This window comes from Flexivirga sp. B27 (genome assembly GCF_052905685.1).
The window spans coordinates 687,739-703,165 of the sequence record NZ_JBPYUM010000001.1; the positions used below are offsets into that span (position 1 = coordinate 687,739).

Here is a 15,427-nt window from a genome sequence, read left to right on the forward strand (position 1 = left end):
GTCGCGGTTGCCGGTCGCCCCGGACAGGCTGCCGCGTATGACGAAGCTGTGGTCCGGAGCGACGGCGTTCGTCGGCGCGGTGCTGGCCGGCCTCGGTGGGTCGACCGATCCGGCGCCGACCGACGACTTCGTGTGGCCGTTGGACCCGCAACCGGCGGTCGTTCGCCCCTTCGAGCCGCCGCCGCAGCCGTGGGCCGCCGGTCATCGTGGGGTCGACCTAGCGGGCACACACGGTCAGTCGGTGCTGGCGGCGGGCGCCGGGAAGGTGTCGTTCTCCGGCGTCATCGCGGGACGCGGGGTGATCGCCATACAACACTCGAACGGGCGGCGCACGACCTACGAGCCGGTCGACGACCGGGACCCGGAAGGCACCGTCGAGTCACCCGGTGATCGGATCGGTTCACTGTCGGCCGGCGGCCATTGCGGCGCAACACCGTGCCTGCACTGGGGACTGCTCGTCGGCAAGGACGCTTATCGGGATCCATTGACGCTGGTGCAGAGCCGCAGAGTCCGACTGCTGCCTCTGGGGTGAGTCGGACGACTCACGGACTCCGCTGATCCTGTGGGGGCTCAGGCCTTGCCGTGCGAGTCCGGCCGCTTCGGCCAGGGCCAGGGCTTGCACCCGTGCAGGCCGAGAGTCTGCTGCAGCATCACCGGCGCATAGGCCCCGCGCTTGGTGCACTGCTGGTGCCCATGTCCCAGTGCGTGGCCGACCTCGTGGTTGACCATGTATTCGCGGTATGCCGCGACGTCGCCCTTGAAGTAGGTGACACCTCGCATCCACAGCTTGTAGTTGATGACCACGTGCTGACCGGTGGCGCAGGACGTGCCGCCGTGCGTCGGCAGGGGTGCGCACAACCTGTCGACCTGGTGCGGACTGGCGACGCTGATGGTCATCTGCGCTTTCTTGCCCTCCGCGAGTTGGCTCGGGGTGACTTGCACGAACCGCACGTGGTCCACGTGCTGCCAGCCGCGCCGATCGAGCAACGCGGCACCGAGAGCGCGAGAGAGTGCCCGGGTGTCGACGTGCATGCCGCCCTCGACGTTGAGCCGGTAGGTCACGGTCCGGCCGGTCTTGACATTTGTCTGCTCCGGCACCCGCACCGCAGCGAACTTGCCGGTGCCCTTGCTGGGCACGGCGACCGGTTTACTACTCGCGGACTTGCTCGACTTCGACGCGTGCGCGGAGCGCGTGGCAGTCGCCTTGCCGGAGGCCGAGTTGTCTGCGGACGCAGTCGATTTCGGCGTCCCTGCGGTGCCGACGGGCGCCGCGGAGTGAGTGTTCGCCGCCGAGCCGGAGCTCGGCGCAGCCGACCGTGCGGAGGCGGACTGACCGTGGCCGTGCAGCAGATATCCGGACACGGCACTCACCAGCGCGAGTGCGATCACGGTGATCACCACGGTGCGCACGAGGCGGACTTCGCGGGACGCCGGGGGACGTTGCATGCCATGAGTAGACCGCACCGCGTGTCGCGGTGAATGCGGCGGGGTGGGCCGAGGTGCTTCGTTGTCGTCGGCGCCCGTCATCGCAGACCTCGTGTCCGCTGCTGCAGGCCGAGCAGGACGAGCAGGTCAGGCACGCGGATGCGCCTGGCTGAAGGAGCGTCGCAGCCGCTCGACCGAGACGTGCGTGTAGATCTGCGTGGTCGACAGGCTCGCGTGGCCGAGCAACTCCTGCACCAGACGTATGTCGGCACCGCCCTCCACCAGGTGCGTCGCGGCGGTGTGCCGCAGACCGTGCGGCCCGAGGTCCGGGGCGCCCGGAGTCTCGCGCAGCAACCGGTGGACGACCTCGCGGACCACCCGCGGGTCGACCCGCCGGCCGCGGGCGCCGAGGAACAGCGCAGGACCGGACCCGTCGACGACCAACCGTGGCCGGCCGGCCTGCAGCCACATCTCGACGGCCTCGGCGGCAGGCTTGCCGAAGGGGACAGTGCGTTCCTTGTCGCCCTTGCCGACGACCCGCATCACCAAGTCACGCCGATCGATGTCGTCGACGTCCAGGCCGACCAACTCCGAGACGCGAATACCGCTGGCATACAACAACTCCAGCATCGCGCGATCGCGCAGGTGCACCGGGTCGGCGTCGTCCGCGGCCACTGCGGCAAGGTCGAGCAGAGCGGCTGCCTGGTCCTGCCGCAACACCTCCGGCAATGCCTTCACCCGCTTGGGGGCGACGAGTCGCTGGGCCGGGTTGTGGGAGACCTCACCGGCTCGGAAAGCCCAGCTGAAGAACCCCCGGGTGGCCGCGGAACGCCGAGCCAGCGTCGCACGGCTCGCGCCGGCGGAGTCCAGCTCGGCCAGCCAGGACCGCAGGTCGGCGAGTTTGACGTCGTCCCAGGACTCCACGCCCTGGCTGCTCAGATGGTCGGCCAGGTCGCGCAGGTCGGCGAGGTATCCGCGCACCGTGTGTGCGGACCGTCCGCGCTCGGATCGCAGGTGTCGCTCATAACCGGCGACGGCTGGCCGGTCGATGAGGGGGCTCTGGTTGGTCACGACACGCTCAGGGTAGTCGCGGCCGGTCCCTGGCCGGTGCGACCAACACGCGTGGCTCCTCGGCCATCGCTGTCAGCACCGGTCCTGGGTGCGGCGCCAGCCGGACTCCACGCGCTCCACGAGGCCGGCCGCGTGCAAGGCCGCCAGCCCACGGGTGACCTCGCGCGGCGTCAGACATGCGCTGACGGCCAGCTTCGCCACCGTGGTGCCGCGCATCACCGGCATGGCATCGAGCAGCCGCTTGTCCGGCTCGTCCAGCCGGTCCACGGCCGTTGTCTCGGCTCGCTTGACCGGACCCAGGTCCCCACCGATCGCACCGAACAAGTCGGCGCACTCGTCGACGTCGGTGACCAGCGCCGCCCCGCAGTCACGGATCAGCTGGTGCGGCCCCGCGCTGGCCGGACTCGTCACCGGACCGGGCACGGCCGCCAGCAACCGACCGAGTCGCGACGCGGCCGTGGCGGTCGATCGTGACCCACTGCGCAACCCCGCCTCCACCACGACCGTGCCCGGTGACATTGCCGCGATGAGCCGGTTGCGGGACAGGAAGCGCTGCTTCTGCGGTGCCGACCCGGGCGGCAACTCAGTCACGATGACACCGGAGTCCTCGATCTGCCGCAGCAGGCCGACGTTCGCCAGCGGATAGGCGATGTCGATGCCGCACGCCATCGCCGCGATGGTGCACCCGGCTGCTGCCAACGCTCCCCTGTGACTGGCCGTGTCGATGCCGTGCGCGCCGCCGGAGACGACCGTGAAGCCCCGCTCGGACAACCCATAGGCGAGTTCACTCGCCACCTGGGTGCCGTATGGCGTTGCCGCTCGCGCGCCCACCATCGAGACGCTGCGCTCGCACGCTTGCGACAGCGACGCGGCTCCCAGCACCCACAGGCAGTAGGGCGGAGACGCCAGATCGTCGACGCCAGAGGGCCATTCGGCATCTCCCGGTATGACGACGCGGGCTCCCAGCTCCTGGGTGCGCGTCACCAGGGCGTCCAGGCGCAGCGCCTTCACCCGGGCTGCCGCGCGGGCGAACTTGCCGTCGGCGTCGGTGCGCACCAGCTCCCATGCCGCGAACGGATCCAGCCCGCGCAGGAGCGGGGTCATCCTCTTGTCCTCGGGCTCGACGGTGGCCGCGAGCGCCAGCCGCACCGCAAGGCGGGCGTCGCGGGTCTCCCTCAGCTCGTCCTCGCGGACCTGCGCAGGCGTAGTCATTTGGAGTCCCCTCGAAGTATCGGGGCGAGGGACGAGCGGAGAACTTCGTGTGGTGTTTTCATGTGGGGTGCCCTCATGCGGCGACTCCGCTCGACCGCAGACCGCGAGCTTCCTCGACCTGCCGGAAATCCGGGCGTTGCACGCCGTCGAGGTCGGCGATCGTCCACGCCACACGCAGGCAGCGATCGTAGCCACGCAGTGTCAGCGCACCGCTCTCCATCGCCCGATCCAGACCGCGGGTCGCTTCCGGCGGCAGCCGCCAGCGACCGGAGCGCAACGTCGACCCCGGCACCTCGCCGTTGCACGACCGGCCGATCCCCCGCCAACGCGACGCCTGCCGGCGCCGGGCGGCCACCACCCGCTCGGCGACCTGCGCACTGCTCTCGCCGCGCGGCCCGGCCAGCGCGGCCCGGGTCACCGGCAGCATCGTCAGGTGCACGTCCACCCGGTCCAGCAACGGACCGGACATCCGCGAGAGGTAGTCGCGCCGTCGCTGCGGAGCACAGGTGCACTTGGATCCCTTGCCGTAATTCTGCCCGCACGGACACGGGTTGGCGGCCAGGATGAGTTGGAAGCGAGCCGGGAAGGTCACCACCTGATCGGCACGCGCGACTTGGACGACACCGGACTCCAGCGGTTGGCGCAACGCGTCCAGCACGTCCCGTCGAAACTCTGGCGTTTCGTCCAGGAACATCACTCCGCGGTGTGCCCGGGAGACGGCCCCGGGCCGCACGCGCCCCGACCCACCACCGACGATGGCGGGCATCGAAGTGCCGTGGTGTGGGGCGACGAACGGCGGCTGTTCGATCAGCACCTGGTCGGGCAGTGCACCGAGCACCGAATGTATGGCGGTCACCTCCAGCGCTTGCTCTCGCGTCAACGGTGGCAACAGCCCGGGCAACCGCTCGGCGATCATCGTCTTGCCAGCACCCGGCGGCCCGACCATGGCCAGGTGATGACCACCGGCCGCGGCCACTTCCAGTGCGTAGCGCGCCTCCTCCTGCCCGACGATGTCAGCCAGGTCCGGCGCATGCCGCACGGCAGCAGGCCGTGCCGACACCGGCGGCAACTCCGGCAGCGGGCGACGTGTGGCGATGCACTTGTAGCGACGCACCAGCGCGGCCAGGCTGTCGGTCGGCACCACTTCGATGCCCGGAACCAGTTGCGCCTCAGCGGCATTCGCGGCCGGAACCACCACCTGGCGGGCTCCCTCATCGACCGCCGCGAGCACGGCCGGCAGCACACCGGGTATGGCGCGGACGGAGCCGTCGAGCCCCAGCTCGCCCAGGTGCACCACGTCGGCGACCAGCTCGGGTTTGATCATCTCGCTGCACACCAGGACGGCGACGGCGATGGCCAAGTCGAAGCCCGAGCCCTGCTTGGGCAGCGATGCGGGCGACAGGTTGACCGTGACCCGCTGCTTGGGCAACTGCAGCTCGCAGTTGTTCGCGGCAGCGCGGATCCGGTCCGGCGCCTGCCGACAGGAGGTGTCCGGCATACCGCTGACTCCGAACCACGGCAGGCCGGACGACGCGTCGGCCTCGACCTGGACGACGCATCCGTGGATGCCGGTCACCGCGACGCTGCGCGTCCTCCCTAGCGTCATGCGACATCTCGCAGGTGCTCGACCTCGAAGAGCGCACCGGGCCGGTACAACATGCCGACGACGTCGATGCGCACCCGAGAGGTGTTGATCGGGTGGTCGGCCAGCCATCGTCCGGCCAGCACCCGCAGCCGCTGTGCCTTGACCGGCGTCACCGCTTCGACCGGGCGGCCGAAACGAGTGTTCGTGCGGGTCTTGACCTCGACGACCACCAGACAGTCGCCGGTGTCGTCGAGCGCGACGATGTCGATCTCGCCCTCGCGGCATCGCCAGTTGCGTTCGATGACGGTCAGCCCCTGCAGTTGCAGGTAGCGGGCCGCCTCCTCCTCGCCGAGTCGGCCGAGCTCGCGCCGGTCCGGTCGGTGCATGGACGCCTGCTGGGAGCGTCCGCTGTCGTGCGTGGTTGCCATCGGGCATCACCTCCGACCCCCACCCTGTGACGGGGCGGACGGGCCGGTCATGGCCGATGCGGGCGACGGTGGACAAATCGACGCCCGTCGAGGGGATGTGGACGAGCCGTGCAGCGTCCCCGATCGCTACTCGGGCAGCTCGATCTCCCGCGGCGGCAACTCCTCGACGTTGACATCCTTGAACGTGATCACCCGGACGTTCTTGACGAACCGCGCGGTGCGGTAGACGTCCCACACCCAGGCGTCATTCATCCGCAGGTCGAAGTAGACGCCGGCGCCCTCACCACGCACCTGCAGGTCGACGTCATTGCACAGGTAGAAGCGGCGCTCGGTCTCCACGACGTGGCTGAAAAGGCTGACCACGTCGCGGTATTCGCGATAGAGAGCCAGCTCCTGCTCGGTCTCGAACTTCTCCAGGTCCTCGGCGCTCATGCATCCACGCTACCCGCCGTCGTCGACTCCTGGGGCGGAGCCTCGCCGTTGCACCGGCGCCACGAACGGCGGTGCAACTCGCACGGTCCGTGCGCCACCAGCGCGGCCAGGTGATCGGGTGCTGAGTAGCCCTTGTTCCCGGCCCAGTTGTAGTGCGGGAAGTCGTCGTGGAAGGCCACGAGCATCCCGTCCCGCTCCACCTTCGCCAGCACCGACGCAGCCGCGACGGACGAGCACTTCATGTCGGCCTTGATCATCGTGGTCACCGGTGGTGTGCCTGGAGCGTCGGCGTCGTCCACCAGGGCCAGCAGTCCTTCGCGCTCGGGATCGGTCAGCCAGTCGTGGTTGCCGTCCAGCACCACCAGGTCGGGTATGACGCGCAGCGTCGCCAGGGCGCGCGTCCCGGCCAACCGCAGCGCGGCCATGATGCCGATCTCGTCGATCTCCTGCGCGGACGCGTGCCCCACGGCGTAGTCGGTCGCCCAGCGGCGTACGGCCGGGACCATCCGCTCACGTGCCGCAGGCGAGAGCAACTTGGAGTCCTTCACGCCCTGCGGGACGGTGCGGGTGTGCTCGTCGATGACGACGACACCGACCGACACCGGACCGGCAAGCGCGCCGCGACCGACCTCGTCCATCCCGGCGATGAGGCGGTAGCCCTCGCGCTGCAGCGATCGCTCGACCCGCAGGCTGGGCTTGCTGCTGCGGGACGGTACGGGCCGATGTGCGGTGCGCCGTGCGGTGGTGCGGGTGGTCACGACGGATCGGGCACCTTGTCGAACACGCCGCTGTAGTCCTTCAGGGAGCCGACGCGGTCGATCGGCCAGGCGATCGCGACGACCTGACCGGTGATCTTGCTCATGGGCACGGAGCCGAGTTTGCCACCGCTGTTGCCGTCGTGCAGCCGGGAGTCGGCCGAGTCGTTGCGGTTGTCGCCCATCACCCAGACCTTGTCCTTCGGGACGGTGATGCTGAACGGCACGGTGCTCGGGACGCTGCCCCTGTTGATGTAGGGCTCGGTGATCGCGACACCGTTGACCGTCAGCTTGCCGGACTTCGTGCAACACACGACCTTGTCGCCCGGCATACCGATGATCCGCTTGACGACGTGGTCGCCGCCGCCGGGCAGCACGCCGACGAAGACCAGGCTGTCCTTGACGACCCGCTTCAGCAACGACGGGTGGCTGGGCTGCGATCCCCAGGACTTGGGGTCCTCGAAGACGATCACGTCGCCACGATGCAGCGGCGAGTGCTGCGGGGTGAACTTGCTGACGATGATGCGGTCGCCGACGTCGAGGGTGGCCTCCATCGACTCCGACGGGATGTAGAACGGCTGCGCCAGGAAGGTCTTGACCAGGAAGCTGAGCACCAGCGCGATCACCACGATGACCGTCAGCTCCCGCGCGAACGCCCACCGTGACTTGCTCTTGGGCAGCTCGGTGTCCTCGGGGATGGCGCCCGGCGGCAGCGCGCCGTCGGCATCGGCGGACCGACCGGAGGCCCCGCCGTCCTCTGCCGGGCTGCCGGTCGCATCACCTTCGCCCGACTCGCGGGGCTCGGCGGATTGTGGACCGGCCGAAGCCTCGTCCCGGTCTTGACTCATTCTTGGGGCACCTTGTCGAACGTCGAGGAGTAGTTGCTCAGCCAGCTCATCCGGTCCACGGGCCAGACAATCATGATCGCCCGGCCGATGATGTCGGATTCGGGCACAGATCCAGTGCGCCCGCTGCCGTCGTCGTGGAAGCGTGAGTCGGCGGAGTCAGCTCTGTTGTCCCCCATGACCCACACTCGGCCGGACGGGACGGTCACCGAGAACTTCTTCTGGTCGGTGCCGCCGCCTGGGTAAATATAGGGCTCCTTCAGGCCAACACCGTTGACCACGATCTGCCCGCGCGTGTTACAGCACTTCACGTGGTCGCCGGGCAGCCCGATGACCCGCTTGATCAGGTCGTTGTCCCCGGACGGGTAGAGACCGACGAACTGCAATCCGGACACCAGCGCGCCGCTGATCCCGCTGCGCTTCTTGTTGGGTATGTCGAGCCAGTGACCGGGGTCGTGGAAGACCACGACGTCGCCACGGTGCAGCGCGAGCGGGCCGGGCGTGAACTTGGAGACCACGACGCGGTCGCCGGGGATCAGAGTGTTCTCCATCGAACCCGACGGGATCCAGAAGGACTGCGCCACGAAGGTCTTGATCCCCAGGGACAGCACCAGTGCGACGATGACGACGATCGCGAGCTCCTTGAGCACCCGCCCGCCGCGTGCCCGCGGGGTGCGGCTGTGCCGCTCCCGCTGGGCGGCCCGTGCCGCGGAACGCTCACCGACGGGCGCGGAGCGCCCGCTCCGAGGGAGCACCGTGGTGTCGTCGGAGGTTGTATGACGCGGCCGGGGCAAGCGGATCGCGTCCGGGATCCGGCGGGACGCACTGCCCCGGTCCGGAAGCCGATATCGCTGCTCGCTCACGTAGGGAGTCTCCCCCACGAACCTGTCGGCCAGTAACGCAACTCCACTTTCCCGACGATGTCGTCGACGGGAACCATGCCGCCGCCGGGGTCTCCCAGATGTGCTCGCGAGTCGTCCGAAGCGGTGCGATTGTCGCCCATCACGAAGACATGCCCCGCCGGCACCTTTGCGACGAAGGGAACCCGGCTGGCCGACATACCCTCCGGCAGGTAGGGCTCGCGGCGGACCGTGCCGTTGATGCGCAGCTTGCCGTCGTGCCCCACCGAGACCTTGTCACCAGGCACCCCGATGATGCGCTTGACATAGAGCACCTCGCCCGGGTGTATGCCGACAGCGTCACCCACCGTGCGCAGCGCTCCGGCCAGGCCGGTCGGCGCCGCCCGGTCCGGGTGCGCGAAGACCTCGGTGCCATCGAAGACCACAACCTCGCCGCGGTGGACGTCGTGCGCGTGCAGCTTGCCCACCAGGATCCGGTCGCCCGGCCACAGCGTCGGCTGCATCGAGCCGGACGGCACGGTGAACGTCTCCAGCAGCAGTCCGTGCACGAGGACGAGCACGGCCAGCACGGCCAGACCGCCGACCGTCCAACGGCGCCCTCGGGACCATCGGACGCGTTCGGCCGGGACCGCAGACGCCGATGGCGTGGGGTCCTCCGCAGAGGACCCCACGCCATCGGTCATGTGTGCAGCGAGTGAGCTCAGGCCTGCTTGGCCGGAGCAGTCTCGCGCTTCTCCTTGATGCGGGCAGCCTTGCCGCGCAGGTCACGCAGGTAGTAGAGCTTGGCGCGACGGACCACACCGCGGGAGGCGACCTCGATCTTGTCGATCGCCGGGGTGTGCAGCGGGAAGGTGCGCTCGACACCGCAGCCGAAGCTGATCTTGCGGACGGTGAACGTCTCACCGACGCCGCCGCCGTGACGACGGATCACGACGCCCTGGAACACCTGCACACGCGAGCGGGTGCCTTCCACGACCTTGACGTGCACCTTGACGGTGTCGCCGGCGCGGAAGTCGGGGATGTCGGTGCGCAGCTGCGCAGCGTCGAGTTCATCGAACTTGTGCATGAGGTGCTTCTTCCTCGCAGGCGCCGCAGGTCGCCCGCTGTTTCAGGTGATCGGGTGCGCCGTTCGGATCGGGCCACATGCGTCGACGAGGAACACTCGTCGCCACACTCCCCCTGCGGCGGGGGCCGACTGCCGTTTCGGCGCTCTGTCGATTCTGCCAGAGGTCGGTGATCCGGTGAAATCGGCGTCCTCGCAGCAGTGAACTCAGGCAGCGAACTACGTGCTCGTGCCTACTTGATGGTGCCCTGCGACAGCGAACCCTGCAGCTGCCGCTGGAAGATGATGTAGGCGATCAACACCGGCACCACCGTGATCACCACACCGGCGAACAACGCGCCGTAGTTGACCTCGTAGCCCGCCGACGACACGAAGTTGTACATCCCCTGCGAGAGGACGTAGTTCTTCTCCTTGGTGTTCAGTGCGACCGGCAGCAGGAACTGGTTCCACAAGCCGAGGAAGTTGAAGATCGCCACCGCGGCGATGCCCGGCTTGGCCATCGGCAGCATGACCTGCACGAAGGTCCGCCAGTCGCCTGCACCGTCCAACTCGGCCGCTTCCGCGATCTCCGCGGGCAACGCCCGGAAGAACGGATAGAGGAAGAAGACCGTGAAGGGGAAGGCGAAGGCGACATACGTCAGGATCAGCCCCGGGAAGGTGTTGAGCAGGCCGATGTTCTTCAACACGAAGAACAACGGCACGATCGCCAGGAAGATCGGGAACGTGTTGCCCGCCAGGATCAGGTAGTAGACCAACCGGCTGCCCCGGAACGGGAAGCGCGCCAGCGAGTAGGCGCACATCGAGCCCAGCGCCATCACCAGCACCAGCGCTATCGACACGACGATGAGGGTGTTGAGCAGGTCCCGGCCCAGGCCAGAGTCGTTCCACGCAGCCGAGAAGTTGCTGCTGATGTTGCCCCAGAGGTCGCTGGGCAGCGTCCACGGGCCGTCGAAGATCTCACTGGTGGACCGGGTCGCGGAGAAGAACGTCCACACCAGGGGCAGGACGACGATGACCGCCCAGAAGAGCAGGACGATGTGCGAGCCGATCAGGATGCCGATCTCACCCGGCTCCCGCTTGCGCCGCTGGACCACAGGTGGCAGCGCGCGGGGCGGCTGTCCGTCGTCCGGGGTCGCCGGCTCGTCGCGCTTGCTGAGGTCGAGGTTCGAAGTCACTTTTCCCTCCCGGCGACCAGTCGGTTGACGCCGAAGACGATCCCGGCGAAGGCCAGGGTCAACACGGCGAGCACGACACCCATGGCGCTGGCGCGCCCGAAGTGCCCCTCGGTGAACGCCGTCTTGTAGAGGTCCTGCGAGATCGTGTATGTCGTGTTGCTCGGTCCGCCGGTGGGGTTCAGCGCGGCCATGTAGACGAACGCGTCCAGGGCCACCACACCCAGATAGATGTATGCCGTCTGCACGGTCTCGCGCACCATCGGCAGCGTGACCGACCACATGGTCCGCAGCCGTCCGGCGCCGTCGATGCGGGCGGCGTCATACATCTCCGACGGGATGCTCTTGATGGCCGCGACGAACAGCACCATGTAGAAGCCGATGAAGCCCCAGATGATCACGAAGATCGAGGCCGGCATCGCGGTGCTGACCTTGCCCAGCCAGGCGAACGACTCGAAGTGCTCACCGAGCCCGAACGGCAGTTTGGTGAGGACACCGTTGAGCATGCCCTTGGACGGGTCGTAGATCTGCGCCCAGATCACACCGATGACGATGGCCGGGATGGTGTAGGGGAAGAACGAGACGATGCGGTAGGCGTTCGAGCCCTTCAGTCCACGCACCGACCCGGTGTTGGAGCCACCGACGGTGACCATCGTCGCCAGCATGAAGCTGAGCACGACGGTCAGCAGCGGCACGATGATCGCCAGGATGATGTTGTTGCGGACGGCACTCTTGAAGATGTCGTCCTCGAAGATGTAGCGGTAGTTGTCCAGGCCGATGAAGTTCATCGTGGACGTGAAGCCGCCCCAGTCGGTCAGCGAGTAGTAGATCGCCTGGATGAACGGCCAGATGACCAGGCCGATGTAGAGGACCAGCGGGAGTCCGATCGTGACCAGCAGGAAGCCGATGCGCGACGGGCGCACGCGCCTGCCACCACCCCGCTTGGGGGTGGTGGCAGGCGCAGCGACCGGGACTCCGGTCACTTGATCTCGACCTTCTTCACCGAGGAGTCGTTTGCGACCTTGTCGGTGATCTTCTGCAGTGCCTTCGTCAGGCCGGCGGCGTCCATCTGACCGGACAGGAAGCTGTTCCAGGGGGTCAGCATGTCCGGGTTGGTGCCGTAGAGGTCCACGAAGCGGATGTTGAAGACCTTCTCGCCCGCAGCGTCCAGCATTTTGATCTGGGACTGCAGTGCCGTCGAGCCGAAGCCGCTCGCCGGCACGGTGTCCTTGACGACGGTCGGGGCCAGCTTCGTCTTGGCGAAGTTGGTCGCGGCGTCCTTGGACAGCATGGCGCGCAGCAGTTCCTTACCGCCGGCGACGTTCTTGGCCTGCGACGGCACGATGAACTGCTCACCCGGTGCGGCGTTGAGCGCGTCGAAGGGCATCTTGCTCGACGAGGTCAGCGTCGGCTCCGGGATGCCGGTCATCTTGAAGCCCTTCTTGGTCTGGGACTTCATTTCGTTCTCGATCCACGACCCGGACGGGTAGAGGATCGCGGCCTGGTCCTTGCTCCACTGGGCCTGGGCCTGGGTGAACTGGGTGCCAGCACCGCCGGGCTTCATGTAGCCCTTCTTGACGATCTCCTCGAGCTTGGCGAACACGTCCTGGATCGGCTTCATCGACCAGCACTTCGGCTTGAGGTTCTCCAGCGCGAGGCGCACCTCATCGCCGCCCTCCTTGATCGCCGAGTCCATCGCAAGGGTCTGGTAGTAGGTCGCGGCTTCCTTGCCCCAGGCGAAGAGGTACTTCTTCTTCGCCTTGGCCTTAGCACCCAGGTCGAGCAGGTCGTCCCAGGTCTTCGGTGCCTTCCAGCCGTTCTCCTCGAAGAGGCTGGCGGAGTACCACAGGCCGTAGATCGTCATCACGTAGTTGAGGACGAGCATCTTGTCGCCGACCAGTCCGCGCTCCTTGACACCCGGGTAGAGCGTGTCGGAGATCTTGGTGCCCTCGAGGTTGTTCGCGTCCAGGACCGGCGCGAGGTCCTCCAGCTTCGAGGCGATGGTGTTGATGCCGATCGCGTTCGCACCCGAGTCGTCGACCAGGTCCGGCGGGTTGCCGCTGACGAAGCGCGGCTGCAACTGCTGGGCGATCTGGGTCGAGGGTGACACCTTGACCTTGCTGCCCTTGTGCTTCTTCTCGACGACCTTGCCGGCGAACGTCACGTAGTCGGTGCCGTAGCCGCCGTTGAAGATGACGGCGTCGACCTTGCTCCCTGCCGCCATACCGAACGGGTTGTCCGCCGAGGTCTTGCCCTTCGGTGATTTCTTGCCGTCACCGTCGCCTGTGCCGCTGCTGCCACCGCCGGCGCAGGACGCGAGCGCGCCCCCGACCGGCAGCGCAAGACCGGCCGCCAGCGCAGTGCGCATGACCGTCCGTCGATTGACCGTGGAGTCATTAAGAGTCATGGCCGCGTTACCTCCAGTTGTTACTAGCCAAGGCACAGCCGGGGATGGATCGACTCCACGAGGAAGCCGCAGACTGTACGCCCCAAAGAATATGATTAGTTTTGCCAGTATGTGCACCTTTTGGCGCATAAACGATCACAGATCCGCAACAGGTCGGCAGAGAGCCGGACTGTGACCCACCCACTTCATCACCGTCACCATGCGAGGCCCGATGCATTTCACCGACTGCCCCGGCAACTCTGCCGCAGCAACCCGAGTGCAAGCCACCAGGCTCGCCGTGCGCGGCGCAACTTTGGGTGCCACCAGCTCGTTGCCGGCATACCGCCCGCTGCGCGCGATGACTACGACGACACTGGCGGCGGACGCTCCCGCCGCGATGCGCGAGCGCGTCGAGCGCGGCCGCCTGCACACTCCCCTGCCGTATGGCGTGCAGAGTGACTACGACCGCGGCGATCACGAACTCGACCTGCCTGCCGTCACTCTGGACAACGGCCTGGTCCGGGCAACGGTGCTGCCCGCCCTCGGTGGACGCGTCTGGTCGCTGCGCGATCTGCGGACCGACCGGGAGCTGCTGCTGACCCCGCAACGCCTGCGGTTCGCCGGCTTCGCCCTGACCGACGCGTGGTTCGCCGGCGGCATCGAGTGGAACCTCGGCAGCACCGGGCACGCGACCACCACCTGCCGACCGATGCACGCGGCCGTCGTGGACTCGCCCACCGGCCAGGCGTTGCGGCTGTGGGAGTGGGAGCGCACCCGCGACCTGATCCTGACCATCGACCTGGCGTTGGCGGGTGACCGGTTGCTCGCCTCCACCCGCGTCATCAACCCCGACCCCGAGCCGAAGCCCCTGTATTACTGGACCAACATCGCCGTCCCGGAGACCGACCGCACGCGCGTACTGACCCCGGCGACGCACGCCTGGCGGACCAGCTACACCGGGTCACTCGACCTGGTGCCGGTCCCCCATCCCGACGGACCGGTCGACATCAGCCACCCGGCCGCATCCGCCGCGTCGGCCGACTACTTCTTCGAGGTCGCCGGCCAGTCCGGCCGATCGATCACCGCGGTCGAGCCCGATGGCCGGGGCTTCGTGCAGACCTCGACCGACGAGCTGCGCGGTCGCAAGCTCTTCCTGTGGGGCAACGCGCCGGGCGGGCGTCGCTGGCAGCGCTGGTTGGTCGACGATCAGCCGTATGCCGAGATCCAGGCCGGAGTCTGCGCCACGCAGCTCGAGCACGACCTCATCGACGGCGCCGCCGAGCGGTCGTGGACCGAGGCGTTCGGCGCGACGACGCTGGACCCTGCGACGGCGACCGGAGAGTTCGAGGTCGCAGCGGAGGCTGCCGCGGCAGCGGCTCACGACACGGCGCCGATCGAGGCTCTCGACGCCTGGCACCGGCGCTGGTTGGCCGACTTCGCGGTCCGCACCCCGCAGGAGCTGTTGCACACTGGATCCGGTTGGGGCTGGGTCGAGTTGGCGCTGCGCGAGCAGGACTCTCCGGGCGGCGTGCGTTTCCCGGAGGTCGATGACGACAGTCGGGCCGCCGCCGCGTTGTTGGCCGGCGAGCCGGTGGACGAGCCGCTGCTGCCGATGATCTCCGACCGCTGGCACCGCGTGATCGAGCAAGCGCCCCACGGCTGGTGGCGCTCCTACGCGCTCGGCGTCCACGAGCACCTCGCGGGGCGACCGGAGTCCGCGCGCGATCACTACCGGGACAGCATCGACACGCAACCCACCGCTGTCGCCCTCCGCGGGCTGGCCGTGCTGAGTGCGGACACCGATGCAGCTGATCGGCTGTATTCGCAGGCACGCCAACTGGATCCGAGCTCTCGCGGTCTGCTGACCGAGCATGTGCAGCTACTGCTCGATGCCGGTCGGCCGGACGATGGGCTGGCCGCGATCGAGCAGGCATCAGCCGAGCTGCGTGATCACGGGCGCACCCGGCTGCTGCGCGCCAGGGCACTGCATGCACTCGGTCGCAACGACGAGGCGTCCGCGATCCTGGCCGATCTCGAGGTGCCGGATCTCGCCGAGGGGGATCGGGCGATCGGAGACCTGTGGCAGTCGATCCATCCCCACACCCCCGTGCCGGCGCATCTCGACTTCAGCATGACCGAGCACACGCCCGACGAATAGACGATCCTCTTTCGCCGAGAGGCCCCCCGTTTGCC

At 68.2% G+C, this 15,427-nt stretch carries 16 protein-coding genes; 2 read left to right on the forward strand and 14 right to left on the reverse strand.

Annotated features, from left to right (window positions below; all coding sequences use genetic code 11):
- Positions 1-37 precede the first annotated feature (37 nt).
- A complete protein-coding gene (locus ACSZL9_RS03310) occupies positions 38-532 on the forward strand; it encodes a M23 family metallopeptidase (protein ID WP_446664041.1) in 495 nt (164 codons plus the stop codon).
- Between the two features lie 38 nt (positions 533-570).
- Here the strand turns inward: ACSZL9_RS03310 and ACSZL9_RS03315 are convergent, their stop codons facing one another.
- The 14 genes from ACSZL9_RS03315 to ngcE form a co-directional block, all read right to left on the reverse strand.
- Complete coding sequence (locus tag ACSZL9_RS03315; protein WP_446664042.1) at positions 571-1,446, reverse strand: DUF3152 domain-containing protein; 876 nt, start codon at positions 1,444-1,446, stop codon at positions 571-573.
- Between the two features lie 126 nt (positions 1,447-1,572).
- On the reverse strand, positions 1,573-2,496 hold the full coding sequence (locus ACSZL9_RS03320) for a tyrosine recombinase XerC (RefSeq protein WP_446664043.1): 924 nt from the start codon (positions 2,494-2,496) through the stop codon (positions 1,573-1,575).
- A gap of 72 nt (positions 2,497-2,568) precedes the next feature.
- Positions 2,569-3,708 carry a DNA-processing protein DprA gene (gene dprA / locus ACSZL9_RS03325; RefSeq protein WP_446664044.1) on the reverse strand — a complete coding sequence of 380 codons (1,140 nt, stop codon included), beginning with the start codon at positions 3,706-3,708 and terminating at the stop codon, positions 2,569-2,571.
- 73 nt (positions 3,709-3,781) lie between these two features.
- Complete coding sequence (locus ACSZL9_RS03330; RefSeq protein ID WP_446664045.1) at positions 3,782-5,314, reverse strand: YifB family Mg chelatase-like AAA ATPase; 1,533 nt, start codon at positions 5,312-5,314, stop codon at positions 3,782-3,784.
- Positions 5,311-5,721: a YraN family protein gene (locus ACSZL9_RS03335; RefSeq protein ID WP_446664046.1), complete on the reverse strand. Its 411-nt coding sequence runs from the start codon at positions 5,719-5,721 to the stop codon at positions 5,311-5,313. The genes ACSZL9_RS03330 and ACSZL9_RS03335 overlap by 4 nt, the downstream gene beginning before the upstream one ends.
- Before the next feature lie 126 nt (positions 5,722-5,847).
- Positions 5,848-6,153: a DUF2469 domain-containing protein gene (locus ACSZL9_RS03340; protein ID WP_446664047.1), complete on the reverse strand. Its 306-nt coding sequence runs from the start codon at positions 6,151-6,153 to the stop codon at positions 5,848-5,850.
- The gene (locus ACSZL9_RS03345) at positions 6,150-6,911 is read right to left on the reverse strand and encodes a ribonuclease HII (protein WP_446664048.1); all 762 of its coding nucleotides are present in this window, start codon (positions 6,909-6,911) and stop codon (positions 6,150-6,152) included. The genes ACSZL9_RS03340 and ACSZL9_RS03345 overlap by 4 nt, the downstream gene beginning before the upstream one ends.
- The gene (gene lepB / locus ACSZL9_RS03350) at positions 6,908-7,756 is read right to left on the reverse strand and encodes a signal peptidase I (protein ID WP_446664049.1); all 849 of its coding nucleotides are present in this window, start codon (positions 7,754-7,756) and stop codon (positions 6,908-6,910) included. Before lepB (ACSZL9_RS03350) ends, ACSZL9_RS03345 begins: the two co-directional genes overlap by 4 nt.
- Positions 7,753-8,616 carry a signal peptidase I gene (gene lepB, locus ACSZL9_RS03355; protein WP_446664050.1) on the reverse strand — a complete coding sequence of 288 codons (864 nt, stop codon included), beginning with the start codon at positions 8,614-8,616 and terminating at the stop codon, positions 7,753-7,755. Before lepB (ACSZL9_RS03355) ends, lepB (ACSZL9_RS03350) begins: the two co-directional genes overlap by 4 nt.
- Positions 8,613-9,296 carry a signal peptidase I gene (lepB, locus tag ACSZL9_RS03360; protein ID WP_446664051.1) on the reverse strand — a complete coding sequence of 228 codons (684 nt, stop codon included), beginning with the start codon at positions 9,294-9,296 and terminating at the stop codon, positions 8,613-8,615. The genes lepB (ACSZL9_RS03355) and lepB (ACSZL9_RS03360) overlap by 4 nt, the downstream gene beginning before the upstream one ends.
- A 17-nt stretch (positions 9,297-9,313) precedes the next feature.
- Positions 9,314-9,679 carry a 50S ribosomal protein L19 gene (rplS, locus tag ACSZL9_RS03365; RefSeq protein ID WP_446664052.1) on the reverse strand — a complete coding sequence of 122 codons (366 nt, stop codon included), beginning with the start codon at positions 9,677-9,679 and terminating at the stop codon, positions 9,314-9,316.
- A 230-nt stretch (positions 9,680-9,909) separates the two neighbouring features.
- Positions 9,910-10,779, reverse strand: coding sequence for a carbohydrate ABC transporter permease (locus ACSZL9_RS03370; RefSeq protein ID WP_446665098.1), 870 nt, complete (start codon positions 10,777-10,779; stop codon positions 9,910-9,912).
- 68 nt (positions 10,780-10,847) lie between these two features.
- A complete protein-coding gene (locus tag ACSZL9_RS03375; RefSeq protein ID WP_446664053.1) occupies positions 10,848-11,831 on the reverse strand; it encodes a carbohydrate ABC transporter permease in 984 nt (327 codons plus the stop codon).
- A complete protein-coding gene (ngcE, locus tag ACSZL9_RS03380) occupies positions 11,828-13,255 on the reverse strand; it encodes an N-acetylglucosamine/diacetylchitobiose ABC transporter substrate-binding protein (RefSeq protein ID WP_446664054.1) in 1,428 nt (475 codons plus the stop codon). The genes ACSZL9_RS03375 and ngcE overlap by 4 nt, the downstream gene beginning before the upstream one ends.
- A 211-nt stretch (positions 13,256-13,466) precedes the next feature.
- On the opposite strand from ngcE, the gene ACSZL9_RS03385 reads away from it, so the two are divergent.
- Positions 13,467-15,392 (forward strand): DUF5107 domain-containing protein, encoded by a 1,926-nt coding sequence (locus tag ACSZL9_RS03385; RefSeq protein ID WP_446664055.1) that lies wholly within the window; start codon positions 13,467-13,469, stop codon positions 15,390-15,392.
- Positions 15,393-15,427 lie beyond the last annotated feature (35 nt).